Raw genomic sequence first — 26,301 nt, forward strand, 5'->3', positions numbered from 1 at the left:
CATTGAACGCCCACGAGAGAGGAAAAAATGGCCCGTCAAACGCCCATAGCACGTTATCGTAATATCGGTATCAGTGCACACATCGACGCCGGTAAAACCACAACTTCTGAACGTATTCTGTTCTATACTGGTGTAAACCATAAAATTGGTGAAACTCACGAAGGTTCTGCAACAATGGACTGGATGGAGCAGGAGCAAGAGCGTGGTATTACTATCACATCTGCAGCGACTACTGCATTCTGGTCTGGTATGGCAAAACAGTATGAGCCACACCGTATCAACATCATCGACACCCCGGGACACGTTGACTTCACTATCGAAGTAGAACGTTCTATGCGTGTTCTTGATGGCGCAGTAATGGTTTACTGTGCAGTTGGTGGTGTTCAGCCACAGTCTGAAACTGTATGGCGTCAGGCTAACAAATATAAAGTTCCACGTATCGCGTTCGTTAACAAAATGGACCGTATGGGTGCGAACTTCTTACGTGTTGTTGAGCAATTAAAATCACGTTTAGCTGCTAACGCAGTTCCACTGCAATTACCAGTCGGCGCAGAAGAGTCGTTCACTGGTGTTGTTGACTTGCTGAAAATGAAAGCAATCAAGTGGAGTGATGAAGACCAGGGCGTTACCTTCGAATACGAAGATATCCCTGCGAACATGCAAGAAGCTGCTGAAGAGTGGCACAACAACCTGATCGAAACCGCAGCAGAAGCATCAGAAGAACTGATGGAAAAATATCTGGGCGGTGAAGAACTGACTGAAGCAGAAATTAAAGCTGCATTACGTCAACGTGTTCTTGCAAGCGAAATTATCCTGGTTACCTGTGGTTCTGCATTTAAGAACAAAGGTGTTCAGGCGATGCTGGATGCAGTTGTTGATTACTTACCTGCGCCAACAGATGTACCTGCAATTAATGGTATTCTGGACGATGGTAAAGACACTCCTGCAGAGCGTCACGCAAGTGATGATGAGCCATTCTCATCATTAGCATTTAAAATTGCAACCGACCCATTCGTTGGTAACTTGACGTTCTTCCGTGTTTACTCTGGTGTTGTTAACTCAGGTGACACAGTACTGAACGCAGTTAAAGCGAAGAAAGAGCGTTTTGGCCGTATCGTACAGATGCACGCTAACAAACGTGAAGAGATTAAAGAAGTTCGCGCTGGTGACATCGCGGCTGCTATCGGTCTGAAAGACGTAACTACAGGTGATACTTTATGTGCAGTTGATGCACCAATCATCCTGGAGCGTATGGAATTCCCAGAGCCAGTAATCTCTGTTGCAATCGAACCGAAAACTAAAGCTGACCAAGAAAAAATGGGTATCGCATTAGGCCGTTTGGCTCAAGAAGACCCATCTTTCCGCGTATCAAGTGATGAAGAGACTAATCAGACTATCATCGCTGGTATGGGTGAGCTGCACTTAGACGTTCTGGTTGACCGTATGCGTCGTGAATTTAAAGTTGAAGCGAACGTTGGTAAACCTCAAGTTGCTTACCGTGAAGCAATCACTATGAAAGTGACTGATATCGAAGGTAAACACGCGAAACAGTCTGGTGGTCGTGGTCAGTACGGTCATGTCGTTATCGATATGTTCCCTCTGGACAAAAACGATAAAGACGGTGTTCCAATGGATTACGAATTTGCCAACGACATCAAAGGTGGTGTAATTCCTACTGAATACATTCCTGCAGTTGACAAAGGTATCCAAGAACAGCTGAAATCTGGCCCATTAGCTGGTTACCCGGTTGTTAACATGGGTGTTCGTTTACATTTCGGTTCTTACCATGATGTTGACTCCTCTGAATTGGCGTTTAAACTTGCGGCTTCAATCGCGTTTAAAGATGGCTTCAAAAAAGCTAAACCAGTTCTGCTTGAGCCAATCATGAAAGTTGAAGTGGAAACACCAGAAGACTACATGGGTGATGTTATTGGTGACCTGAACCGTCGTCGTGGTATGATTGAAGGTATGGATGACCTGCCTACTGGTAAAGTCGTTCGTGCACAAGTACCATTGTCAGAAATGTTCGGTTATGCTACTGACCTGCGTTCTCAGACACAAGGTCGTGCTTCATACTCTATGGAGTTCCTGAAGTACAATGAAGCACCAAACAACGTTGCACAAGCTGTAATCGAAGCTCGTAACGCTAAATAATCGATTTTTATCGGTTAACTACTTTAATTTAAGTTCCTTCTTTATCGTGAAGAGGGAACTCCATAAGGAATAGAGTCGTGTCTAAAGAAAAATTTGAACGTTCAAAACCGCACGTTAACGTTGGTACTATCGGCCACGTTGACCACGGTAAAACTACTCTGACAGCAGCTATCACTACTGTTCTGGCTAAAACTTACGGCGGTTCTGCTCGCGCATTCGACCAAATCGATAACGCACCAGAAGAAAAAGCGCGTGGTATCACCATCTCTACTTCACACGTAGAATACGATACTCCAACTCGCCACTACGCACACGTAGACTGCCCAGGACACGCCGACTATGTTAAAAACATGATCACAGGTGCTGCTCAGATGGACGGTGCAATTCTGGTTGTTGCTGCGACTGATGGCCCAATGCCACAAACTCGTGAGCACATCCTGTTAGGTCGTCAGGTTGGTGTTCCTTACATCATCGTTTTCCTGAACAAATGTGACATGGTAGACGACGAAGAGCTGTTAGAATTAGTCGAAATGGAAGTTCGTGAACTTCTGTCTCAATACGATTTCCCAGGCGACGACACTCCAGTTGTTCGTGGTTCAGCTCTGAAAGCGCTGGAAGGCAACCCAGAGTGGGAAGCGAAAATTGTTGAATTAGCAGGCCACCTGGATACTTACATTCCAGAACCAGAGCGTGCAATTGACAAGCCATTCCTGCTGCCAATCGAAGACGTATTCTCAATCTCAGGTCGTGGTACAGTAGTAACAGGCCGTGTTGAGCGTGGTATCATCAAAGTTGGTGAAGAAGTTGAAATCGTTGGTATTCAAGACACGGTTAAAACAACTTGTACTGGCGTTGAAATGTTCCGTAAACTGTTAGACGAAGGTCGTGCAGGTGAGAACGTTGGTGTTCTGCTGCGTGGTACTAAGCGTGAAGAAATTCAACGTGGTCAAGTACTGGCGAAACCAGGTTCAATCAAGCCACACACTAAATTTGAATCAGAAGTTTATATTCTGAGCAAAGATGAAGGTGGTCGTCATACTCCATTCTTCAAAGGTTACCGTCCACAGTTCTACTTCCGTACAACTGACGTAACAGGTACTATCGAACTGCCAGAAGGCGTAGAGATGGTAATGCCAGGTGATAACATCAACATGATCGTTACCCTGATCCACCCAATCGCGATGGACGACGGTTTACGTTTCGCAATCCGTGAAGGTGGCCGTACTGTAGGTGCGGGTGTTGTTGCAAAAATTATTGCATAATACCGCTCTTTCTGAATAAGAAAGAACCACTTAGTAAAAAAGGGCGTCTAATAGACGTCCTTTTTATACGTTGCAAAATTCAGACGTTGCAAAATTAAGAACCTATCTCATCAATCATTTGTATAATTATTGGTGAGATAGGCTCTGAAACAACGAATTGATAACTGTGCGGGCTACTTTGCGCAGTTATATGAGATTTATTAAGGTTTTGCTCGGAAGATATGGTATATTTTACTGCTGCCACAAAAAGAAAGTCACTTTCTTGATTGGTGTAGTTAAAAAATTTACTGGGCATGCTGAAATTCCTGCAAAATGGAATAGCACTTGTGAAATGGGTAGCACTTGTAAAGTGATAGTACTGACGTACACGTAGTACTTGCGAAATAAAATGTTACTGCAACTTGTTATTTTTGCAGAACGAATAACGCTAATTACCTCCATTAACAAGGCTAATTACTTTTTAGATCGCAGGTGATGCTATTGATATCCCTATCAAATTTTTGCAGGCTTAGTTTGTAGTAATTGAGGGATATGTTGGCATATTCTATTGGTTTGGCTTGGTTGGCTTACCTTTGTAAACAAGCAAGCTTTGTACATACTTCATGGTAACAGGTTGAATTATGAGTGCGAATAGCGAAGCTCAAGGAAGTGGACGCAGTGCAGACATCTTCAAGTGGATCATTGTCTGTGCCTTATTAATAATTGCTATTGTTGGTAATTATTACTTCCGTCAATATAATCTCGCGCTGCGTGCTTTTGCAGTTGTGGCTGTTGTCGCTATTGCAGGTGCTGTCGCTTTATGGACCACAAAAGGTAAAGCAACACTGGCGTTTGCACGCGAAGCTCGCGTCGAGATGAGAAAAGTCATTTGGCCTACTCGCCAGGAAACATTACAAACTACTTTAATTGTTGCTGCAGTAACGGCTGTAATGTCATTAATACTGTGGGGACTAGATGGTATCCTGGTGCGTTTAGTTTCATTTATTACAAGCCTGAGGTTATTCTAAATGTCCGATTCACCTAAAAAGCGCTGGTATGTCATTCAGGCATTCTCTGGTTTTGAAGGTCGCGTAGCACAATCTTTACGTGAACATATCAAATTACATGCTATGGAAGATTCTTTTGGCGAAGTTATGGTTCCAACAGAAGAAGTTGTTGAAATCCGTAGCGGTCAGCGCCGTAAGAGTGAACGTAAATTCTTCCCAGGCTATGTCTTAGTCCAAATGGTCATGAATGATGACTCTTGGCACTTAGTGCGTAGTGTACCGCGTGTAATGGGGTTCATTGGCGGGACGTCAGATCGTCCAGCGCCAATTAGCGATAAAGAAGTTGATGCTATCATGAACCGCTTACAACAAGTTGGTGATAAACCACGTCCGAAAACACTGTTTGAACCGGGTGAAATGGTTCGTGTTAGCGAAGGTCCGTTTGCTGACTTTAACGGTGTGGTTGAAGAAATTGATTATGAAAAGAGCCGCTTGAAAGTCTCTGTTTCTATCTTCGGTCGTGCAACTCCAGTCGAATTGGATTTTGGTCAGGTAGAAAAAGCCTAATCTAAACGACAAAACTGACTTGCAAAAGGCGTGAAATTTGACTACAATTTCGCGCCTTTTGTTTTTATGTTCGGCGCAAATTAATGTGCGGGGCATGTTTAATGTAACGGGGAGCCTTGCAAACTGTAAGGCGCTATCACCCATCTAGAGGAAATATCATGGCTAAGAAAGTTCAAGCCTACGTTAAGCTGCAAGTTGCAGCTGGTATGGCGAACCCAAGTCCACCGGTTGGTCCAGCACTGGGTCAACAAGGTGTTAACATCATGGAATTCTGTAAAGCGTTCAACGCAAAAACAGACAGCCTGGAAAAAGGTTTACCAATTCCTGTTGTTATTACTGTTTACGCAGACCGTTCTTTCACTTTCGTTACCAAAACTCCACCTGCAGCAGTTCTGCTGAAAAAAGCAGCTGGCGTTAAGTCTGGTTCAGGTAAGCCGAACAAAGACAAAGTTGGTAAAGTGACCTCTGCTCAGATTCGCGAAATCGCTGAAACTAAAGCTGCGGACATGACTGGTGCTGATGTTGACGCAATGATGCGTTCAATTGAAGGTACTGCTCGTTCCATGGGCCTGGTAGTGGAGGACTAAGACAATGGCTAAACTGACTAAGCGCATGCGCAATATCCGTGAAAAAGTTGATGCAACTAAACAGTATGACATCAATGAAGCCGTTGCACTGCTGAAAGAATTAGCAACTGCTAAATTCGTAGAAAGCGTTGACGTAGCTATCAACCTGGGCATCGATGCTCGTAAATCTGACCAAAACGTTCGTGGTGCAACTGTGCTGCCACACGGTACTGGCCGTTCAGTTCGCGTTGCTGTGTTCGCACAAGGCGCAAACGCTGAAGCTGCTAAAGCTGCAGGTGCTGAACTGGTAGGTATGGAAGATCTGGCTGATAAAATCAAAGCTGGTGAAATGGACTTTGACGTTGTTATTGCTTCTCCAGATGCAATGCGCGTTGTTGGCCAATTAGGTCAAGTTTTAGGCCCACGTGGTCTGATGCCAAACCCGAAAGTTGGTACTGTAACTCCAAACGTTGCTGAAGCAGTTAACAATGCTAAAGCAGGTCAGGTTCGTTACCGTAATGACAAAAACGGAATCATCCACACCACTATCGGTAAAGTTGATTTCGACGCTAACAAACTGAAAGAAAACTTAGAAGCACTGCTGATCGCGCTGAAAAAAGCAAAACCAGCTTCTGCTAAAGGTGTTTTCATCAAGAAAGTTAGCCTGTCCACCACTATGGGTGCAGGTGTTGCTGTTGACCAAGCTGGTCTGTCAGCGACAGTTTAATTGCTATAGCTTCGGCTAATTGGTAATTAGGCTTTACCTTTGCGTCAAATTTGTATAAAATTTGACGCCTTGAGTTTGTTGGGTACACAAAATGTATCCAACAAACCACGAATTTCGGTATGGAGTCTGGCCTTTCCAGACCCCGTCCAAGACCGCAGGTGTGGTTTATTAGTTATAATAGCTACTTAATTTACCTGCGTAGACGGTGACAGAGATACCTAGAATTTAATTCTGGATTCTATTCTGCTCACCGTGTTTTAGCGCTCTTACATAATGTTGTGTTTGAGTGATGTGAGTCCCGGGTTTTCCCGGTTAATCCAGGAGCAAGAAGCTAATGGCACTAAATCTTCAAGACAAACAAGCGATTGTTGCTGAAGTCAGCGAAGTAGCCAAAGGCGCGCTTTCTGCAGTTGTTGCTGATTCACGCGGCGTAACTGTAGCAAAAATGACTGAACTGCGTAAAGCAGGTCGCGAAGCAGGCGTTTATATCCGTGTTGTTCGTAACACACTGATCCGTCGTGCTGTTGAAGGTACTTCTTACGATGTACTGAAAGACGTGTTTGTCGGTCCAACCTTAATTGCTTTCTCTAACGAACACCCGGGCGCTGGCGCTCGTCTGTTCAAAGAGTTCGCGAAAGCGAATCCAGCATTTGAGATTAAAGCTGCGGCCTTTGAAGGTGAGTTAATCCAAGCGAAAGATATCGATCGTCTGGCAACTCTCCCAACTTACGATGAAGCAATCGCACGCCTGATGTCAACCATGAAAGAAGCCGCTGCCGGCAAATTGGTTCGTACTCTGGCTGCTCTGCGCGATCAGAAAGAAGCTGCATAAGCCCTTTCCTTCGTTGCTTTTTAACGTATAAACTATTTCTGAATTTTAGGAACACTTGTTATGTCTATCACTAAAGACCAAATCCTTGATGCAGTTGCAGAAATGTCTGTAATGGACGTTGTTGAACTGATTACTATGATGGAAGAAAAATTCGGCGTTTCTGCTGCTGCAGCTGTTGCTGTTGCTGCGGGCCCAGCTGAAGCTGCTGAAGAAAAAACTGAATTCGACGTTGTACTGTCAGCTGTTGGCGGTAACAAAGTTGCAGTTATCAAAGCAGTTCGTGGCGCAACCGGTCTTGGCCTGAAAGAAGCTAAAGATATGGTAGAGTCTGCTCCAGCGACCATCAAAGAAGGCGCGAGCAAAGACGAAGCTGAAGCTCTGAAAAAATCTCTTGAAGAAGCAGGCGCTTCTGTTGAACTTAAATAAGTTCAGTTTCAAGAACGCAGCCTAATCTAATTAGGCTGACGGCTGGTGATTTTTTAATCACCAGCCTTTTTGCGCTGTAAAGCGTGATGGGTGTTAACAGCTTTTCACGCAGTTTTAATGTTAACAACAACCCTCCAATACTTCTTTCTATTGACGACTTAATATACTGTGTTCTTCGCTACGACCCACTCGGGTAGCTCGGTAGCAATGGCAACGCAATGAAATGATTTAAGAGTAATAGCAATGAGTATTAAGGAAAGTATTCATTTTCCGTTTCTTATAAAAAAACGCGTTGCGGTTCAGTCTCTTATACTAAGAGCTAACCACTTGGGTCACTGATCAACGAGCTGAGGAAACCTATGGTTTACTCCTATACCGAGAAAAAACGTATCCGTAAGGACTTTGGTAAGCGTCCACAAGTTTTGGACATACCTTATCTCCTTTCTATCCAACTTGACTCGTTCCAGAAGTTTATCGAGCAAGATCCAGATGGCCAGAATGGGCTGGAAGCAGCTTTCCGTTCTGTGTTTCCAATTCAGAGCTACAGCGGTAATGCTGAATTACAATATGTCAGCTATCGTTTAGGCGAGCCTGTTTTTGATGTTAAAGAATGTCAAATTCGCGGTGTAACTTACTCTGCGCCTTTACGTGTGAAATTGCGTCTCATCGTTTATGAGCGTGAAGCACCGGAAGGAACTGTTAAAGACATCAAAGAACAAGAAGTCTACATGGGTGAAATTCCACTCATGACTGAAAACGGAACTTTCGTTATCAACGGTACTGAGCGTGTTATCGTTTCTCAGTTACACCGTAGTCCTGGTGTATTCTTCGACAGCGATAAAGGTAAAACACACTCTTCAGGTAAAGTGCTATATAACGCACGTATTATCCCTTACCGTGGTTCATGGCTTGATTTCGAATTTGACCCGAAAGATAACCTGTTTGTACGTATTGACCGTCGCCGTAAATTACCTGCGACCATTATTCTGCGTGCAATGGATTACAATACCGAAGAAATCTTAAATCTGTTCTTCGAAAAAACTGTATTCCAAATCCGTGATAATAAACTGATGATGACGCTGGTTCCTGAGCGTTTACGTGGCGAGACAGCTTCATTTGATATCGAAGCGAACGGTAAAGTCTATGTAGAAAAAGGCCGCCGTATCACTGCACGTCACATTCGTCAGTTAGAAAAAGAAGAAGTGAATAGCATCGAAGTTCCTGTTGAATATATCGCAGGTAAAGTCGTTGCTAGAGACTATATTGATGAAAGTACTGGGGAGCTGATTTGTGCAGCGAACATGGAACTTTCTTTAGATATGTTGGCACGTCTGAGCCAGTCTGGTCATAAAACAATCGAAACATTGTTTACCAATGACTTAGACCACGGTGCTTACATTTCTGAAACCGTTCGTGTCGACCCAACTAACGATCGTCTGAGTGCATTGGTAGAAATCTACCGCATGATGCGTCCTGGTGAGCCGCCAACCCGTGAAGCCGCTGAAAACCTGTTCGATAACTTATTCTTCTCTGAAGATCGTTACGACTTGTCTGCAGTAGGTCGCATGAAGTTCAACCGTTCACTGAACCGTGAAGAAATCGAAGGTTCAGGTATCCTGAGTGAAGAAGACATCATTGATGTTATGCGTAAACTCATCGATATCCGTAACGGTAAAGGCGAAGTGGATGATATCGACCACTTAGGTAACCGTCGTATTCGTTCCGTTGGTGAAATGGCAGAGAACCAATTCCGTGTCGGTCTGGTTCGTGTTGAACGTGCAGTGAAAGAGCGTCTTTCTCTGGGCGACCTCGATGCATTAATGCCACAAGATATGATCAACGCGAAACCAATTTCAGCCGCAGTTAAAGAGTTCTTTGGTTCTAGCCAGCTGTCCCAATTTATGGACCAGAACAACCCGCTGTCTGAAATTACGCACAAGCGTCGTATCTCTGCGTTAGGCCCAGGTGGTCTGACTCGTGAGCGTGCGGGCTTCGAAGTACGTGACGTTCACCCAACTCACTACGGTCGCGTTTGTCCAATCGAAACGCCTGAAGGTCCAAACATCGGTCTGATCAACTCATTATCTGTTTATGCACAGACCAATGAGTACGGTTTCTTAGAAACCCCATACCGTTTAGTCCGCGATGGCTTAGTAACAGACGAAATCCATTATTTGTCTGCAATTGAAGAAGGTAACTTCATCATTGCTCAGGCAAACACCGTTTTAGGTGATGATGGTAGCTTTGTTGAAGAACTGATTACTTGCCGTAACAAAGGTGAATCAAGCTTATTCAGCCGTGAACAGGTTGAATATATGGACGTTTCGACTCAACAGGTTGTTTCTGTTGGTGCGTCACTGATCCCATTCCTTGAACACGATGACGCCAACCGTGCATTGATGGGTGCGAACATGCAACGTCAAGCGGTTCCTACTTTACGTGCCGACAAACCATTAGTTGGTACAGGTATGGAACGTGCAGTAGCGGTTGACTCTGGTGTTACTGCTGTTGCAAGACGTGGTGGTTCGGTTCAGTACGTTGATGCTTCTCGTATCGTTATCAAAGTTAACGAAGATGAGATGTACCCAGGCGAAGCTGGAATCGATATTTATAACCTGACTAAATATACTCGTTCTAACCAGAACACCTGTATTAGCCAGATGCCTTGTGTATCTTTAGGTGAACCTGTTGAACGTGGTGACGTGTTAGCGGATGGTCCTTCAACAGACCTCGGCGAATTAGCACTTGGTCAAAACATGCGCGTGGCATTCATGCCATGGAATGGTTATAACTTCGAAGACTCCATCTTAGTTTCTGAGCGTGTTGTTCAAGAAGACCGTTTTACAACTATTCATATTCAAGAGCTCTCTTGTGTGTCTCGTGACACTAAATTAGGGCCTGAAGAAATCACTGCAGATATTCCAAACGTCGGTGAAGCTGCTCTGTCTAAACTTGACGAATCCGGTATCGTGTATATTGGTGCGGAAGTGAAAGGCGGCGACATTCTGGTTGGTAAAGTAACACCTAAAGGTGAAACTCAACTGACTCCAGAAGAGAAACTGTTACGTGCTATCTTCGGTGAAAAAGCATCAGACGTTAAAGACTCTTCTTTACGTGTTCCTAACGGTGTATCTGGTACGGTTATTGACGTACAAGTATTTACCCGTGACGGTGTAGAGAAAGACAAACGTGCATTAGAGATCGAAGAAACTCAGTTACGTGATGCGAAGAAAGACTTAACAGAAGAGCTGCGTATTTTCGAAGCTGGCCTGTTTGCACGTATCCGTTCTGTACTGGTTAACGGCGGAATTGAAGCTGAAAAACTGGACAAACTGCCTCGCGACCGTTGGTTAGAGTTATCTTTAGCAGACGAAGAGAAGCAAAACCAGTTAGAGCAATTAGCTGAACAGTATGACGAACTGAAATCTGAGTTCGAGAAAAAACTCGATGCAAAACGTCGTAAAATTACTCAAGGTGATGACTTAGCACCGGGTGTACTGAAAATTGTTAAGGTTTATCTGGCTGTTAAACGTCAGATCCAACCGGGTGATAAAATGGCGGGTCGCCATGGTAACAAAGGTGTTATCTCAAAAATCAACCCAGTTGAAGACATGCCTTACGATGAAAACGGTAACCCAGTTGATATCGTTCTGAACCCGCTGGGCGTACCATCACGTATGAACATCGGTCAGATTTTGGAAACCCACTTAGGGATGGCAGCGAAAGGTATTGGTGAGAAAATCAATGCTATGCTTAAACAGCAAGAAGAAGTTGCCAAACTGCGTGAGTTTATCCAAAAAGCATACGATTTAGGTGATGATCCACGCCAGAAAGTTGATTTGAACACTTTCACTGACGAAGAAGTTATGCGTTTGGCTGAGAACCTGAAAAAAGGTATGCCAATTGCAACACCAGTATTTGATGGTGCGAAAGAGAAAGAAATCAAAGAACTGCTGAAACTGGGCGGTCTGCCGACTTCAGGTCAGATTACATTATTCGATGGTCGTACTGGCGAGCGTTTTGAGCGTCAAGTTACTGTCGGCTACATGTACATGCTGAAACTGAACCACTTGGTTGACGATAAGATGCATGCCCGTTCAACAGGTTCTTACAGCTTGGTTACTCAGCAACCGCTGGGTGGTAAAGCGCAGTTCGGTGGTCAGCGTTTCGGGGAGATGGAAGTGTGGGCACTGGAAGCATACGGTGCAGCCTATACTCTTCAAGAAATGCTTACAGTTAAATCGGATGACGTTAACGGCCGTACGAAGATGTATAAAAACATCGTCGATGGTAGCCATCAGATGGAACCTGGTATGCCGGAATCTTTCAACGTATTGCTGAAAGAAATCCGTTCACTGGGTATCAACATCGAGCTGGAAGACGAGTAATTCGTTTTATGCCGGAAAGCTTGCTTTCCGGCACATGTAAGCACTGGGATTTGGGGAGAGTGTCTTTGAATACTCACCTGACAGGTCTAACTCCGACAGGAGCATTTTGTGAAAGACTTAATAAAGTTTCTGAAAGCGCAAACCAAGACCGAAGAGTTTGATGCTATCAAGATTGCTCTGGCATCACCTGATATGATCCGTTCATGGTCATTCGGTGAAGTTAAAAAGCCAGAAACCATTAACTACCGTACGTTCAAACCTGAGCGTGACGGTCTTTTCTGTGCGCGTATTTTCGGGCCAGTAAAAGACTATGAATGTCTGTGCGGTAAGTACAAACGTTTAAAACACCGCGGTGTGATTTGTGAGAAGTGTGGCGTAGAAGTTACACAGACCAAAGTCCGTCGTGAGCGCATGGGTCACATTGAACTTGCATCTCCGACTGCACACATTTGGTTCTTAAAATCACTGCCATCCCGTATCGGTTTGCTGCTTGATATGCCACTGCGTGATATCGAACGCGTTCTGTACTTTGAATCATATGTGGTTGTTGAAGGCGGTATGACTAGCCTTGAGCGTGCACAGATTCTGACAGAAGAGCAATATTTAGATGCGTTGGAAGAGTTCGGTGACGAATTTGATGCGAAAATGGGTGCGGAAGCAATCCAAGGCCTGCTGAAAAACCTCGATCTTGAGAACGAGTGTGAAACGCTGCGTGAAGAGTTAAACGAAACTAATTCTGAGACTAAGCGTAAGAAGCTGACTAAGCGTATCAAACTGCTGGAAGCATTTATTCAATCTGGTAACAAACCAGAGTGGATGATCTTAAACGTGCTGCCAGTATTACCACCGGATCTGCGTCCATTAGTTCCACTGGATGGTGGTCGTTTCGCAACATCAGATCTGAACGATCTATATCGTCGCGTAATCAACCGTAATAACCGTCTGAAACGTCTTCTGGATCTGGCTGCGCCAGACATCATCGTACGTAACGAAAAACGTATGCTGCAAGAAGCGGTTGACGCCCTGTTAGATAACGGTCGTCGTGGTCGCGCAATCACTGGTTCTAACAAACGTCCTCTGAAATCTTTGGCAGATATGATCAAAGGTAAACAAGGTCGTTTCCGTCAGAACTTACTTGGTAAGCGTGTTGACTACTCAGGTCGTTCTGTTATCACCGTAGGTCCATACCTGCGCCTGCATCAGTGCGGTCTGCCGAAGAAAATGGCTCTTGAGTTATTCAAACCATTTATCTATGGCAAATTAGAATTACGTGGTCTGGCTACAACCATTAAAGCTGCGAAGAAAATGGTTGAGCGCGAAGAAGCGGTTGTTTGGGATATCTTGGATGAAGTCATCCGTGAACACCCAGTCATGTTGAACCGTGCACCAACACTTCACCGTCTGGGTATCCAAGCTTTCGAACCTATTCTTATCGAAGGTAAAGCTATCCAATTGCACCCACTCGTTTGTGCGGCATATAACGCCGACTTCGATGGAGACCAAATGGCGGTACACGTTCCTCTGACTCTGGAAGCTCAGTTAGAAGCACGTGCGTTGATGATGTCAACCAACAACATCCTGTCACCTGCAAGTGGTGAGCCGATCATCGTTCCTTCTCAGGACGTTGTATTGGGTCTTTACTACATGACACGTGACTGCGTAAACGCGAAAGGCGAGGGCATGGTATTAGCCGGTCCTAAAGAAGCTGAGCGTGTTTACCGTTCAGGTCATGCATCACTGCATGCCCGCGTTAAAGTCCGTATCACTGAAGAAGTAAAAGATTCGGAAGGTAACATTACAATCAACACTGGTTTAGTTGACACCACTGTTGGTCGTGCAATTTTATGGATGATCGTACCGAAAGGTCTGCCTTATGCTCTGGTAAACCAAGCGTTAGGTAAGAAAGCTATCTCCAAAATGCTGAACACCTGTTACCGTGTTCTGGGCCTGAAGCCTACTGTTATTTTTGCTGACCAAATCATGTATACCGGTTTTGCCTATGCGGCACGTTCTGGTGCATCAGTTGGTATCGACGATATGGTTATTCCAGAGAAAAAAGCTGGGATCATCGCCGAAGCAGAAGCTGAAGTTGCAGAAATTCAGGAACAGTTCCAGTCTGGTCTGGTAACAGCAGGCGAACGTTACAACAAAGTTATCGATATCTGGGCAGCAGCAAACGAACGTGTTGCTAAAGCGATGATGGAAAACTTGTCGACTGAAGCGGTTATTAACCGTGATGGCGTCGAAGAACAACAAGTTTCTTTCAACAGTATCTTTATGATGGCCGACTCCGGTGCTCGTGGTTCTGCAGCTCAGATTCGTCAGCTAGCAGGTATGCGTGGTCTGATGGCTAAGCCAGATGGCTCCATCATCGAAACACCAATCACGGCAAACTTCCGTGAAGGTCTGAACGTTCTTCAGTACTTTATCTCTACGCACGGTGCGCGTAAAGGTCTTGCCGATACCGCATTGAAAACAGCGAACTCCGGTTATCTGACTCGTCGTTTAGTTGACGTTGCACAGGACTTGGTTGTGACTGAAGACGACTGTGGAACTCATGAAGGTATCCTGATGACTCCGGTTATCGAGGGTGGCGACGTTAAAGAACCACTGCGTGAGCGTGTATTGGGTCGTGTGACTGCAGAAGATATCCTGATCCCAGGAACGGCAGATATTCTGGTTCCACGTAATACATTACTGCACGAAAAACTGTGTGACCTGTTAGAAGCTAACTCAGTCGACAGCGTTAAAGTTCGTTCAGTTGTAAGTTGTGAAACTGACTTCGGTGTGTGTGCTCACTGTTATGGTCGTGACCTTGCTCGTGGTCATATCATCAACAAAGGTGAAGCTATCGGTGTTATCGCGGCACAGTCAATCGGTGAGCCGGGTACACAGTTAACGATGCGTACGTTCCACATCGGGGGTGCGGCATCTCGTGCGGCGGCAGAATCTAGCATTCAAGTCCGTAACACAGGTACTCTGAAGCTGGTTAACGCGAAATTCGTTACTAACACAGAAGGCAAACTGGTTATTACTTCACGTAATACAGAGCTGCGTCTGATTGACGAATTCGGTCGTACGAAAGAAAGCTATAAAGTCCCTTACGGTGCACACTTGACCAAAGGTGATGGCGAGGCTGTAACGGGCGGCGAAACTGTTGCGAACTGGGATCCACATACCATGCCAGTCGTCAGTGAAGTTTCTGGTTTCATCAGCTTCTCTGACATGCTTGATGGTCAAACAATGACGCGTCAGACTGATGAATTAACCGGTCTGTCTTCAATCGTTGTTCTGGATACTGCGGAACGTACCAGTGGTGGTAAAGACTTGCGTCCTGCTCTGCGTGTTATTGACGCAAATGGTAACGATGTTCTTATCCCTAACACGGACATGCCAACTCAGTACTTCTTACCGGGTAAAGCAATTGTTCAGTTAGACGATGGCGTTGCTATTAATGCGGGTGATACTTTAGCGCGTATTCCACAAGAATCTGTGGGTACTAAAGATATCACGGGTGGTCTACCACGCGTAGCTGACTTGTTCGAAGCTCGTCGTCCGAAAGAGCCTGCAATCTTGGCTGAAATCAGCGGTATTATCTCGTTTGGTAAAGAAACCAAAGGGAAACGTCGTCTGGTTATCACACCATTAGATGGTAGCGATCCGTACGAAGAGATGATCCCTAAATGGCGTCAACTCAACGTGTTCGAAGGTGAGATCGTTGAACGCGGTGACGTGGTTTCCGATGGTCCAGAATCTCCACACGATATTCTGCGTCTGCGTGGTGTCCATGCTGTTACGCGTTATATCACTAACGAGGTTCAGGAAGTTTACCGCTTACAAGGCGTTAAGATTAACGATAAACACATTGAAGTTATCGTTCGTCAGATGCTGCGTAAAGTGACTATCGCGGATGCAGGAAGTTCTGAATTCCTCGAAGGTGAACAAGTCGAGTACTCACGTGTTAAAGTTTCTAACCGTAAACTGGAACAAGAAGGCAAAATTCCAGCGAATTTTGCTCGTGACCTGTTGGGTATTACTAAGGCATCTCTGGCAACAGAATCCTTTATCTCAGCAGCATCGTTCCAAGAAACGACACGCGTACTGACTGAAGCCGCAGTTGCGGGTAAACGTGACGAATTACGTGGTCTGAAAGAAAACGTAATTGTTGGACGCCTGATCCCAGCAGGTACTGGTTTTGCGTATCACCAAGACCGTATCCGCCGCCGTCATCTGAACGACGTTGTGGATGCACCACAAGTCAGTGCAGACGAAGCAACAGCAAACTTAGCTGAGCTGTTAAATGCAGGTTTTAGCAGTGACAACCAGAACTAATTTCTGATTTCACTGTAAAACGCCTGACAAAAGCCAGTGCCGAAAGGTACTGGCTTTTTTTATGTCTTAGGTTTATCTGAATATGTAACGCGTATTTCTATTTTTAAAATATATCCAGCAGTAAAAAAAATGAATAATAAATTGCTTGGCTAAAAATAAACGGTAATAAAAATTATTTTTAAATTATTTAATAGGAATATGCGATGGATAAAAAAAAGACAAATGAACAGGTTGATGTGAATCAAGCTAATCTCTCGGCTTATCATGGAATATTATCAGACTCATTAGGGGCCATAAATACATCTCAGATAGTGACGGGAAATGGGCAAATTGCATTAGATTTAGTTGTTGTTATTGATACTAGTGGCTCAATGTCTGATGAGGCAGGGGATTTAAGTAAACAGATTGATGCGACGATTGAGGCGGCATCAGCAAAGTGTCCATCCCACCTTCGGGCGACATTTTTAGGTATCGAAGGGACTTGGGCAAATACGAAGTTTGATCAATCTGCCAGTGAATATTTAATTAAGATCGGTGCGAACGAAAGGGATCTGCAAGCAAGATTACCGTTTAAAGAATCCGATGGGCGAGATCATGCTGGAAATAAAGAAGATTTATGTCGTGCGGTTATTGATATTAGTAAACACTTTGATTGGCGAGATGATGCGCGTAGGGCTATTTTTGTGCTGGGTGATGAAGGGATGGAAGGTGGCGGTGGAATTCTTACTCGTGCTGCGATTGCAAAAAATAATGAAGCCATATCTGTCGCTCAAGAAAGAGGAATTAAGGTGTATACCTACCAAGGTACACCGGATGATAGCCCAACAAATCTAGATCGTTTTCCGACTCTTGCTGATAGAGATAACGTGACGAGGGAGTATGAACGACTAGCCAAAGAAACCGACGGACGTGCGTACATTTACACCACAGGGATTGCAAATTTCTCGTTGGTTTTACAGGAAATATTATGTGATAGCTTAATACCACCAGCCAAACCAGATCGAAGGCTTTCAGAGTGTGATTCTGTCTGTGAAAACTTGCCACTCATTATAAATACTGTGAATACATTGTCTGATATTATAAAAAAGACCATAGATTCTTGCTGCCCTGATCCCAAGCATGATGACCACTCAGATTGTCAGTGTAAACATTAGAATTGGTTAGCTAGAAAAAGTAAAAGCGGGAATATTTCCCGCTTTAATTATGTGAATGGTAAATATAGTAATTAGTAAAAAATACCAATGATCGCACAGTGAGCCACAAAACCTACCATCAGCGGCACGGCGGTTCGTTTTACCACATCAAATGGCTGCAGTTTTGCACCACTGGATACGGCAATGATTACCCCCGCGACTGGGGACATACCTCGGCCCATGTGTGAGGCTTGTTGCATTGGTAAAATCATTGCAATAGGGTTAACGCCCATACTATGTGCAATTTGTGGAATTAACTCAACGAACGCGAGGAATGGCGCATTACCTGAACCCATAATAATAGCAGCGGCAAGTGTGACGAGTGCGAACACAATCGCCATGGCAAATGGTGGCAAGCCGACGGATTCAGCACCTAAAATCAGTTGGTCAATTGCTCCACTGACTTTAATACCATGAGCGAACACTCCAGCGGCAACCAATAAGCCGACCACATTACTGAATGCATGACCCATACCATTTAGAAATGTTTGGAAGCCATTACAAACCGCTTTAAAATTACGTACGCGAAGTGTTTCAATCACCATGCAAATGGCCATCGCAATCAGCACGATAGTCACAACATCTAAGTGAATACCGGAAAAGAACAAATTGGACGTTCCTACTGCCATAATAATGGGGAGCATAGGAAGAAGTGCATAATATCCAGGAACTGACTTAGTAATTTCTTCTTTTTCATGTGACTGAACGGCTTTACCAATTTCAGGTACGAAACCTTGTTTTCGGTCACAGTGACGTTGCCAGAAAATATGGGTAATACCGACGACCAATACAGTGGCTAATGCCGCTGGCCCTTGATAGTAAAGCACATACTCAACGACAGACATATCGACCGCTTTCGCACCACGAATGGCATCAATCGCGGTTGGTGTGTAAGCCACCCCAAGAGAAGTTGCGATAACCCCAGCCGCAGAAGCAGGTGATAATCCCAAACCAATCATAATTGGGAACATGGTTCCCATTAATAATACGGCTAAGCCTGTTGCTGATGGGATAGCTAACTGCAAGATACTCGCCAGCAAGAAAGAGAAAAATAGCAGTACATAAGGGGAACGCATATTTTTCAGTGGCTTAGTTGCAACACGTACTACCGCTTCATTGGCACCGATATGGTCCATATAGTGCGCAAAGCCCATCAATGCCATGATCATTAAACCGAGATCCGCTGCGCGGCTACTGAATAAATCTCGCATGACTTCAAATGGGTCGAGCCAAGTGATACCAGTGGTGGCGACATTTTTAGGGAGGATTGGACCCCAGCCAAGGGCTAGGGTGAATATCATCAATACTAAGCCAGCGATTAATAGTACTGGCTCAGCTTTGTACCCCTTTAAAATAAATCGCGCAACCAAAACAACGATAATCAGAACCGTTAGAATTGGGATCATGCTTTAGCTCCTGGTTTGAAGCGTTCTGCGGTGATTTGTACCACTTGTTTTAATACATCGCTGGCGGCATGTAGGGATTTAACGGGTAAATATTCATAGATTGAATGGAAGTTATGTGCGCCTGTGAAGATATTAGGGCAAGGCAATCCATTTTGCGATAATGCAGCTCCATCATAACCCCCACGCATAGGAATGACTTTTGGTGTGATACCACAAGCTTGGTAGGCATCAACGGCAATATCAATAGGGTAACGGTTATCACCTTGTAGGCTATTGTAAACGTTAGAGTAGCGGTCTGATAGCTTACAAACAACACTTTCGCTTCCCCAAAGGCTTTCGCAGCTCTCTGCTAATTGTTTTAAGAAAGCCATACGTTTGCGATAGCCGTCTTCGGTAAAATCACGCACATCCATTTTTAAAACAGTACGGGCGCTGTTACCTGACATTTGTTTCACCCAATAATAGCCTTCGCGTCCATCGGTATACTCAGGAGCTTCACCACCCGGTAACATGGCAATAAATTTTTGTGCCATTAATAATGAGTTAACCAGTTTGCCTTTTGCGGACATTGGATGAGCCGATTTACCCGTAAAGATGATTTCGGCATCACCTGCGTTCCAGTTTTCATACACCAGTTCACCGATACCGCAGCAGTCCAAGGTATAGGCAAAATCAGCACCAAACTCTTTAACATCAAAGACTTTTGCGCCACGGAGGCCTTGCTCTTCATCTGGAACGAAACCAATTTTAATGGTGCCGTGCTTAATTTCTGGATTTTGCTTAAAGTATTGCAGCATATCCATGATAGAGGCAATTGCCGCTTTATCGTCAGCACCTAATAGGCTAGTTCCATCAGTGACAATTATGTCATCACCAATGTAATTCACTAATTCAGGGAACTCACTCTTACGTAGATAAATATTAAGCTCTTTATTCATGCATAAATCTTCACCGGTGTATGGCAAAATTTGTGCTTTAGTATCATTGGTTTGTTCTGCGCTAGTGTCTAAATGGCCGAAGAAAGCGACGGTTGGGACATCATAATCAAGATTGGAAGGCAAAGTTGCGGTGACAATAGCTGTGTCACGCAGCTTAATATCTTCAACGCCCAGAGCTTCTAATTCTTGGACCAGCTGTTTCGCAAGGACGCGTTGTCCTTCTGAGGAAGGCATAATTCCTGCCGCACCCTTTTCCCTATCAGTGGTGGTGTTAATTTTGGTATAAGAAATAAACCGCTCAACAATATTCATTCTTTTTATTCCCCAGCATCTTATAGAATGCGTTTTACATTAGTTATATCTGTGGCTGTAATTTCATTTCACAGTATTATTCTTGTATCACAATTAAAGATATTCTGAATATCAGACCTGTTGAATTTTTCTAAGAAATGCTAGTGAGAATATAAAATTGATAATTAATAGTGGCATTATTCGAATAATGAATTAAAATGGGCGACTTTACTCCTGCCTTATTTTTCGTCTTAAATAATATTGTTAAATTATTGATATTAAATCGTAAGAATATTCTTTCGTAATGTGTTTTTTATTTAACACCTTATTTTAAACTTATCCTATCTTAAATTTAATTAATATATATTGCTGTTAGATGTTCAAAAGATAATTTTTCCTAGAAATAAAAATTTTTAATTAGCAAAATTAATAGAAAATTAGATGGAATGAATGCTTAAAATCATATTTTGATATTTTATTTCTTTGCCTTTCATTTAGATAATTGAATCAATTTTATACTGACTGTTTTTTGCAGGATGGTGATAAAAATTTTCTTTTGTCTTGTTTCGTATTACCTCTACTTTTTTGCATTGAAAGCAAATGAAGATTTACTGGCAGGTATTTCTTCGTCATTTGATATGTAATTTTCAAGCAAAATTTTACTTCTGTGCTCAGCATCTCTGAATTATTTATTTTTATTAAAAATCAGCATGTTAATTTTGATTGTCATAAGTTTGCATCATATCTTTATTGTGGGGAAATTGACTTATTTTCTACGAATTGATTACTTTTTGTGATCTCCACTTGAATTTTGATATTTTCGATCACTTACTTTTTGATATTATGCAAAAGTATAAATAATATGTATTAATCAAAAACGAAAGAAAACGTAAACAAAAGAGGATGAAGCAATGACTGTTTCGCGCAGAACCTTTATAAAAGGATTAGCAGCCAGCGGTGCAGCAATGTCGGTTTCTAGTCCCATTTTAGCCAATGATGGAAAACCTTCAAATATTAAGCCTTACCGACCCGATAACGCCCCTAACTTATTGATAGTATTCCCTGATGAGATGCGTGCCCATGCATTACAATTTATGGGAGAAGACCCGTCAATTACCCCTAATTTAAATAAGTTTGCCAAACAAGCGAAAGTCATGACGCAGATGGCATCCAATTACCCATTATGTTCCCCATTCCGTGGCATGTTTATGACTGGGCAATATCCTGTTCGTAACGGTATTACAGGCAACGCACATGATTATGGTGGAAAGGTAGGGATTGATTTATCACCTTATGCCAATTGTTGGTCTGATGTTTTGAAATCATTGGATTACAGCACGGGATATATTGGTAAATGGCATTTAGATGCGCCATATGCACCTTTTATTGAAAGCTATAATAACCCAATGGAAGGTCGTTATTGGAATGAATGGGCTGCTCCAAACCGCCGCCATGGCTTTGATTTTTGGTACTCCTACGGCACATATGATCTGCATATGAAACCGATGTATTGGGCCAATAATACACCACGGGAAAAACCGATTTATGTAGACCAATGGGGACCAGAGCACGAAGCGGATATAGCCATAAAATTCTTACAAAATAAAAATGGGCAGTACCGTGATAATACCAAGCCATTTGCGCTGGTTGTTTCTATGAACCCTCCGCATTCACCGTATGACCAAGTTCCACAAAAGTATCTCGATGCCTATAAAGGAAAAACCTCGCAAGAGTTAAATACTCGGCCAAATGTTAAATGGGATGTGGAATACCAAGAAGGCTATGGACCTCAATATTTCAAAGAATATCTGGCGATGGTAAACGGCGTTGATGAACAATTTGGTCGCATCGTTGATGAGCTTGAAAAACAAGGGCTTGCGGATAATACATTGGTTGTTTTCTTCTCTGATCATGGTAGTTGTCTTGGCGCAAATGGCCAGCCGACAAAAAATAACCCTTATGATGAGTCGATGCGTGTTCCGATGATGTTTCGGTTACCGGGTAAAATTCAACCAGGGCAAGATGATGCATTAATGTCAGCGCCGGATATCTACCCAACGATTCTAGGTTTATTGGGGTTAGAGCAATGGATCCCTGGCTCAGTTGAAGGAAGTAATTTAGCTGAACGTGTAGTCACTGGTGAGGGGGAAGTCGCTAACTCTCAACTTTATTTATTTATTCCGTATGGTGAACCTTCGTTTGGTAAACGTGGCGTGAGAACGAAAACACATACATTGGTTATTGACCGTCAGGATGGGCAACCACTGAAATATACGCTTTATGATAATGTGAATGATCCTTATCAAATGAAAAATGTGGCAGATGAGAACAAACCCATTATTGATAAATTAATTAAAGAAGAGCTTATACCGTGGTTAGAAAAAACCGGTGATTCTTGGAGACCAACAGAGTTTATTACAGCAACAACAAATAAATTAAATAAAAAAGTTTCAGCTTGTGAAGTTAAATAAATCATTTTTTGCCACCTAATAAACTAGGTGGCATTAATTAAAAAAATGAAAATATTATTCTCTAATAAAACAGGGAATCACTATCCTCGTGCTTAAATAGTACACAGCTTTGGAATAAAGATAATGAAAAAATTAATTATTGCTAGTGCAGTATTATTTTCAATTTCATCACAATATGCTCTCGCAAATAACTATAAAACAACAATTGAATATCGTCATCAATATTTAGACGCATCAGGGAAAAGCGGAGATAGAATTAAAGCTTTTTTGGATACAGGGAAAAATATTGGATTTGAGTTAGATGCACGCTATGGAAATAAAGATGGTGCTTATGACGCAATGAAAATTGATGGTTCGGAATTTTCAGCTTTTTATTATACAAAATTGAATCCAAATTTAGTGGGGCTTGTCGGTGCTTCTCTTGATTTCGATAAATTAGGTTTAGTTTATGTTCCTTATGTCCGTTTAAATTATACATTCGATAATGGTATTCGTTTACAAGGCCGTTATAAATGGAAAGTGTGGGATTATGGTCAAGTAGGAGAGAATGGCAGTAATTATCACTCTAAAATCCAAGAGTTTGATAGCTGGATAGGTTACAAATGGGGTAACTTAGATTTACAGTATCAATTGGATTTAATGTGGGAAATGGCTGACAATGCTCAACCTCTTTATAATGATAAGAAATTCGATTATCAACACAACGTTCGCCTTCGTTATGATATTAAAGCAGATGATGGTGCGTTATGGCGCCCATTTGTTGAAGTGGGCAATGTGAAAGAAAATAGGTTTTCAAGTGACCGTCAAACACGATTCCGTGTGGGTATTCAATATACTTGGTAATATCATTTTCATATAAATATATATTTGCCCACGAGTGATCGTGGGTTTTTTATTGCCGGTTTGCAAAGAAGAGAAAAGAATAAATACTGAAAAACAAGAAAAATGGCCAATAAATTGGCCAAAAGAAAGTAATGAAATGACAACTTGAGCAATGGTAAATCGGGTTGTAATGAATCAAATTTTGAGTTTAATAACTTCACTTGCTGCTAATAAATAGGCTCCAGCTCCATAATCCATATTATGGTCATATTTGACATCTCGTGGGTTGAACGCCGGAAGCTGTACCCAACCTAGCATTCCATTGGGGTGAATACAGTTTTGTAGTGCACACCATGATTTTTCGAGCAGAGGCAGGTAGCGTGCTTCTTCCAGTAAACCTTGGTTTAAGCCCCACGCTAATCCATAGCAAAATAATGCAGTGGCACTACTTTCAGGGGCAGGGAAGCTTTGGGGATCAAGTAAACTAGTGCGCCAGAAACCATCTTCTTGTTGGTATTGAATGACAGTTTCCATTAGGTCGGTAAATAAATTTACATATTGCTGGCGGGCAGGAAACTCTTTAGGTAACGATTGTAAAATACGTGGGATAGATGCAATGACCCAACCAATACCTCGGCTCCAAAATACTTTTTCACCATTTTTTTCACGTAATTCACCACCCTTGCCATCAGGAATGTAGCGATAATCGCGATAAATTAAGCCAGTTTCAGGATCACGCAAATGTTCTATCGCATCCCAATAAGCGGTATGCATGTAGTCTAAGTAGCGATTGTCATTTGTTTTAGCTGATAACGCGGCAAAAGCAGGGGGAGCCATGAAGAGTGCATCACACCACCACCAGTCTTCTCGACCTGGTTTTGGCTCTGCTAACATAAGGTTGAATGCATTAATAGTGGGTTCAAGGATTTCTGGATGATCAAATTGCGAACTTACAGCTAAATAGGCTTGAGTACAGACATGGTCATCGGCAAAACGCGGGTTAGGTCCTGTACGAAATCCAGTATGTAATGTGTAATCCAATACACCAGCGAGATATTCGTTATCCTGTGTTGCTTGCCATGCAGCAGCAACACAAGACCACAGAACACCACGTTCCCAGTCCGTATCTTTAATAAAACGGGTTTTGCCACTACGACGAAGTACACTGCGTACTTGGTTTTTTGATTGATAACGGTAAACCCGTTTCATATCATCTAAAACCGTATTACGTTGTAATAGTTTTGGTAATGATGATTGTTCCATTATTTTCTCCAGATGGGTTAGCGAGCTAACCAGCCACCATCAACAGCAATGGTATAACCATTAATATAGTCACTTGCTTTGGAGGCTAAAAAGATGGCTGGCCCTGCTAAATCCTCAGGAGTTCCCCAACGGCCCGCAGGAATGCGCTCTAAGATAGCTGCGTTGCGATCCGCATCAGCGCGCAGTGCTGCCGTGTTGTCTGTTGCCATGTAACCTGGGGCAATCGCATTCACATTAATGTTGTATTGGGAAAGCTCAGTAGCGAGAGCACGAGTGAGCCCCATGACGGCTGACTTACTTGCAGTGTAAGATGGAACCCGAATACCACCTTGGAATGAGAGCATTGAGGCAATATTAATAATTTTCCCACCATTACCTTGCTTCACGAATTGGCGTGCAACACGTTGAGATAAAAAGAATAAGGTTTTTTGATTAATATTAATCACATCGTCCCAATCTTTTTCACTAAACTCTAATAAGTCTTCACGGCGAATAATACCCGCATTATTGACAAGGATATCAATATGGCCCATGGCGGATACCGCATCATCAACCAAAGTTTGTAACCCGTCTTGTTCCATTAAATTCATAATAATGTAGTGAAACTTACGGCCTAAAGCTTCGACTTGAGCGCGTGTATCAGGAGCATCTTGGATGCCAACTCCAACAATATCTGCGCCTGCTTGTGCTAAACCAATTGCCATTCCTTGACCTAAACCGGTATTACATCCAGTGACAATCGCAACTTTTCCTGTTAAATCAAATAAGTTCATCTGTACCTCACTTACGATGTGACAGTACTGCCACATCGTTTTTTATTATGTTAAAAAAGATAAAAGGGTTATTTCAGATCTTTCATGGCGACATGATCCATATCGTGGAACACCTGATTTTCGCCAACCATTCCCCAAATAAATGTATAAGCAGCAGTTCCCACGCCTGAGTGAATAGACCAACTTGGGCTAATGACGGCTTGTTCATTACGAACAACAATGTGGCGTGTTTCCGAAGGCTCACCCATATAATGGAAAACAACGTTGTCTTCTTTCATATTGAAATACAGATACACTTCCATGCGACGTTCATGGGTATGGCATGGCATGGTATTCCATAAGCTACCGGGCTCGAGTACTGTCATGCCCATTGATAATTGGCAGGTTGGTAAAATAGATGGGTGTAAGAATTTATAGATGGTACGAACGTTACAATTCTCTACATTACCTAATTTTTCTGGTGAAGCTTGTTCGATAGTAATTTTGCGTGTTGGGTAGGTATGGTGTGCAGGTGCACAGTTCATATAAAAACGTGCAGGGGTAGTCGTATCAGTACTGATAAACTCGACAGATTTGGCTCCCATACCAATATAAATAGCTTCTTTTGGTGCGATATCATAGGATTGGCCATCAACGATAACTTGACCTGCGCCCCCAATATTAATTGCACCCAGCTCACGACGCTCAAGAAAGAACTCAACGCCTAATGCTTTTCCTGCCATTAGAGCGAGTGGCTTTTGTGTTGGAACAATGCCACCCACAATAATGCGGTCGATATGGCTATAAGTGAGATTCATTTCCCCTTCACGGAACAAGTTCTCGATCAGGAACTGTTTGCGTAAGCCTTCAGTATCAAGTGTTTTTGCATGCTCACTGTGAATTGGTTGACGAATTTCCATTATAA

19 protein-coding genes are annotated in these 26,301 nt (G+C 43.0%); 13 read left to right on the plus strand and 6 right to left on the minus strand.

Annotation, left to right across the window (positions count from 1 at the left end; genetic code table 11):
* Positions 1-27: 27 nt before the first annotated feature.
* Entirely contained in the window at positions 28-2,154 is a 2,127-nt protein-coding gene (fusA, locus tag PZ638_RS01600; RefSeq protein WP_004262483.1) for an elongation factor G, read from the plus strand.
* 77 nt (positions 2,155-2,231) lie between these two features.
* Positions 2,232-3,416 carry an elongation factor Tu gene (gene tuf, locus PZ638_RS01605; RefSeq protein ID WP_004264373.1) on the plus strand — a complete coding sequence of 395 codons (1,185 nt, stop codon included), beginning with the start codon at positions 2,232-2,234 and terminating at the stop codon, positions 3,414-3,416.
* Positions 3,417-3,510: 94 nt separating this feature from the next.
* Here the strand turns inward: tuf and PZ638_RS01610 are convergent, their stop codons facing one another.
* Positions 3,511-3,711, minus strand: coding sequence for a hypothetical protein (locus PZ638_RS01610; RefSeq protein ID WP_036958857.1), 201 nt, complete (start codon positions 3,709-3,711; stop codon positions 3,511-3,513).
* 325 nt (positions 3,712-4,036) lie between these two features.
* On the opposite strand from PZ638_RS01610, the gene secE reads away from it, so the two are divergent.
* The 9 genes from secE to PZ638_RS01655 all read left to right on the plus strand — a co-directional run bounded on the left by secE (position 4,037) and on the right by PZ638_RS01655 (position 17,394).
* Complete coding sequence (gene secE / locus PZ638_RS01615) at positions 4,037-4,423, plus strand: preprotein translocase subunit SecE (protein ID WP_004264377.1); 387 nt, start codon at positions 4,037-4,039, stop codon at positions 4,421-4,423.
* On the plus strand, positions 4,424-4,969 hold the full coding sequence (gene nusG, locus PZ638_RS01620; protein ID WP_004264378.1) for a transcription termination/antitermination protein NusG: 546 nt from the start codon (positions 4,424-4,426) through the stop codon (positions 4,967-4,969). It abuts the gene before it with no gap.
* 158 nt (positions 4,970-5,127) lie between these two features.
* Positions 5,128-5,556, plus strand: coding sequence for a 50S ribosomal protein L11 (gene rplK / locus PZ638_RS01625; RefSeq protein WP_004264379.1), 429 nt, complete (start codon positions 5,128-5,130; stop codon positions 5,554-5,556).
* Between the two features lie 4 nt (positions 5,557-5,560).
* Positions 5,561-6,262, plus strand: a complete 702-nt coding sequence (gene rplA / locus PZ638_RS01630) for a 50S ribosomal protein L1 (RefSeq protein ID WP_004264380.1) — start codon at positions 5,561-5,563, stop codon at positions 6,260-6,262.
* A 334-nt stretch (positions 6,263-6,596) separates the two neighbouring features.
* On the plus strand, positions 6,597-7,094 hold the full coding sequence (rplJ, locus tag PZ638_RS01635) for a 50S ribosomal protein L10 (protein ID WP_004264381.1): 498 nt from the start codon (positions 6,597-6,599) through the stop codon (positions 7,092-7,094).
* A 60-nt stretch (positions 7,095-7,154) separates the two neighbouring features.
* Positions 7,155-7,520, plus strand: a complete 366-nt coding sequence (gene rplL, locus PZ638_RS01640; protein ID WP_004264384.1) for a 50S ribosomal protein L7/L12 — start codon at positions 7,155-7,157, stop codon at positions 7,518-7,520.
* Between the two features lie 359 nt (positions 7,521-7,879).
* Positions 7,880-11,908, plus strand: a complete 4,029-nt coding sequence (rpoB, locus tag PZ638_RS01645; RefSeq protein ID WP_004264386.1) for a DNA-directed RNA polymerase subunit beta — start codon at positions 7,880-7,882, stop codon at positions 11,906-11,908.
* Between the two features lie 108 nt (positions 11,909-12,016).
* Positions 12,017-16,240, plus strand: a complete 4,224-nt coding sequence (rpoC, locus tag PZ638_RS01650; protein WP_094962840.1) for a DNA-directed RNA polymerase subunit beta' — start codon at positions 12,017-12,019, stop codon at positions 16,238-16,240.
* Between the two features lie 203 nt (positions 16,241-16,443).
* Complete coding sequence (locus PZ638_RS01655) at positions 16,444-17,394, plus strand: vWA domain-containing protein (RefSeq protein ID WP_004264394.1); 951 nt, start codon at positions 16,444-16,446, stop codon at positions 17,392-17,394.
* A 71-nt stretch (positions 17,395-17,465) separates the two neighbouring features.
* On the opposite strand, the gene dcuC is transcribed toward PZ638_RS01655, so the two are convergent.
* The gene (gene dcuC / locus PZ638_RS01660) at positions 17,466-18,839 is read right to left on the minus strand and encodes a C4-dicarboxylate transporter DcuC (protein WP_004264398.1); all 1,374 of its coding nucleotides are present in this window, start codon (positions 18,837-18,839) and stop codon (positions 17,466-17,468) included.
* Positions 18,836-20,089, minus strand: coding sequence for a peptidase T (gene pepT, locus PZ638_RS01665; protein ID WP_004264401.1), 1,254 nt, complete (start codon positions 20,087-20,089; stop codon positions 18,836-18,838). The genes dcuC and pepT overlap by 4 nt, the downstream gene beginning before the upstream one ends.
* Positions 20,090-20,979: 890 nt before the next feature.
* On the opposite strand from pepT, the gene PZ638_RS01670 reads away from it, so the two are divergent.
* A complete protein-coding gene (locus tag PZ638_RS01670; RefSeq protein ID WP_180312309.1) occupies positions 20,980-22,539 on the plus strand; it encodes a sulfatase-like hydrolase/transferase in 1,560 nt (519 codons plus the stop codon).
* Positions 22,540-22,662: 123 nt separating this feature from the next.
* Positions 22,663-23,382, plus strand: a complete 720-nt coding sequence (locus PZ638_RS01675; protein WP_004264412.1) for an oligogalacturonate-specific porin KdgM family protein — start codon at positions 22,663-22,665, stop codon at positions 23,380-23,382.
* 174 nt (positions 23,383-23,556) lie between these two features.
* Here the strand turns inward: PZ638_RS01675 and PZ638_RS01680 are convergent, their stop codons facing one another.
* From PZ638_RS01680 to kduI, 3 genes are all read right to left on the minus strand, one after another.
* Positions 23,557-24,624 carry a glycoside hydrolase family 88/105 protein gene (locus PZ638_RS01680; protein WP_094962836.1) on the minus strand — a complete coding sequence of 356 codons (1,068 nt, stop codon included), beginning with the start codon at positions 24,622-24,624 and terminating at the stop codon, positions 23,557-23,559.
* Between the two features lie 17 nt (positions 24,625-24,641).
* Positions 24,642-25,397, minus strand: coding sequence for a 2-dehydro-3-deoxy-D-gluconate 5-dehydrogenase KduD (kduD, locus tag PZ638_RS01685; protein ID WP_036958862.1), 756 nt, complete (start codon positions 25,395-25,397; stop codon positions 24,642-24,644).
* A gap of 68 nt (positions 25,398-25,465) precedes the next feature.
* Entirely contained in the window at positions 25,466-26,296 is an 831-nt protein-coding gene (gene kduI, locus PZ638_RS01690; RefSeq protein WP_004264427.1) for a 5-dehydro-4-deoxy-D-glucuronate isomerase, read from the minus strand.
* Positions 26,297-26,301: the final 5 nt, after the last annotated feature.

Source organism: Providencia hangzhouensis, from assembly GCF_029193595.2.
GTDB classification, from domain to species: Bacteria; Pseudomonadota; Gammaproteobacteria; order Enterobacterales; family Enterobacteriaceae; genus Providencia; species Providencia hangzhouensis.

Bases quoted from the DNA above. Each gene is read 5' to 3' on its own strand.
- fusA (WP_004262483.1), top strand. From the start codon at position 28: ATGGCCCGTCAAACGCCCATAGCACGTTATCGTAATATCGGTATCAGT.
- PZ638_RS01610 (WP_036958857.1), bottom strand. From the start codon at position 3,711: ATGCCCAGTAAATTTTTTAACTACACCAATCAAGAAAGTGACTTTCTT.
- secE (WP_004264377.1), top strand. From the start codon at position 4,037: ATGAGTGCGAATAGCGAAGCTCAAGGAAGTGGACGCAGTGCAGACATC.
- nusG (WP_004264378.1), top strand. From the start codon at position 4,424: ATGTCCGATTCACCTAAAAAGCGCTGGTATGTCATTCAGGCATTCTCT.
- rplK (WP_004264379.1), top strand. From the start codon at position 5,128: ATGGCTAAGAAAGTTCAAGCCTACGTTAAGCTGCAAGTTGCAGCTGGT.
- rplA (WP_004264380.1), top strand. From the start codon at position 5,561: ATGGCTAAACTGACTAAGCGCATGCGCAATATCCGTGAAAAAGTTGAT.
- rplJ (WP_004264381.1), top strand. From the start codon at position 6,597: ATGGCACTAAATCTTCAAGACAAACAAGCGATTGTTGCTGAAGTCAGC.
- rplL (WP_004264384.1), top strand. From the start codon at position 7,155: ATGTCTATCACTAAAGACCAAATCCTTGATGCAGTTGCAGAAATGTCT.
- rpoB (WP_004264386.1), top strand. From the start codon at position 7,880: ATGGTTTACTCCTATACCGAGAAAAAACGTATCCGTAAGGACTTTGGT.
- PZ638_RS01655 (WP_004264394.1), top strand. From the start codon at position 16,444: ATGGATAAAAAAAAGACAAATGAACAGGTTGATGTGAATCAAGCTAAT.
- dcuC (WP_004264398.1), bottom strand. From the start codon at position 18,839: ATGATCCCAATTCTAACGGTTCTGATTATCGTTGTTTTGGTTGCGCGA.
- pepT (WP_004264401.1), bottom strand. From the start codon at position 20,089: ATGAATATTGTTGAGCGGTTTATTTCTTATACCAAAATTAACACCACC.
- PZ638_RS01670 (WP_180312309.1), top strand. From the start codon at position 20,980: ATGACTGTTTCGCGCAGAACCTTTATAAAAGGATTAGCAGCCAGCGGT.
- PZ638_RS01675 (WP_004264412.1), top strand. From the start codon at position 22,663: ATGAAAAAATTAATTATTGCTAGTGCAGTATTATTTTCAATTTCATCA.
- PZ638_RS01680 (WP_094962836.1), bottom strand. From the start codon at position 24,624: ATGGAACAATCATCATTACCAAAACTATTACAACGTAATACGGTTTTA.
- kduD (WP_036958862.1), bottom strand. From the start codon at position 25,397: ATGAACTTATTTGATTTAACAGGAAAAGTTGCGATTGTCACTGGATGT.
- kduI (WP_004264427.1), bottom strand. From the start codon at position 26,296: ATGGAAATTCGTCAACCAATTCACAGTGAGCATGCAAAAACACTTGAT.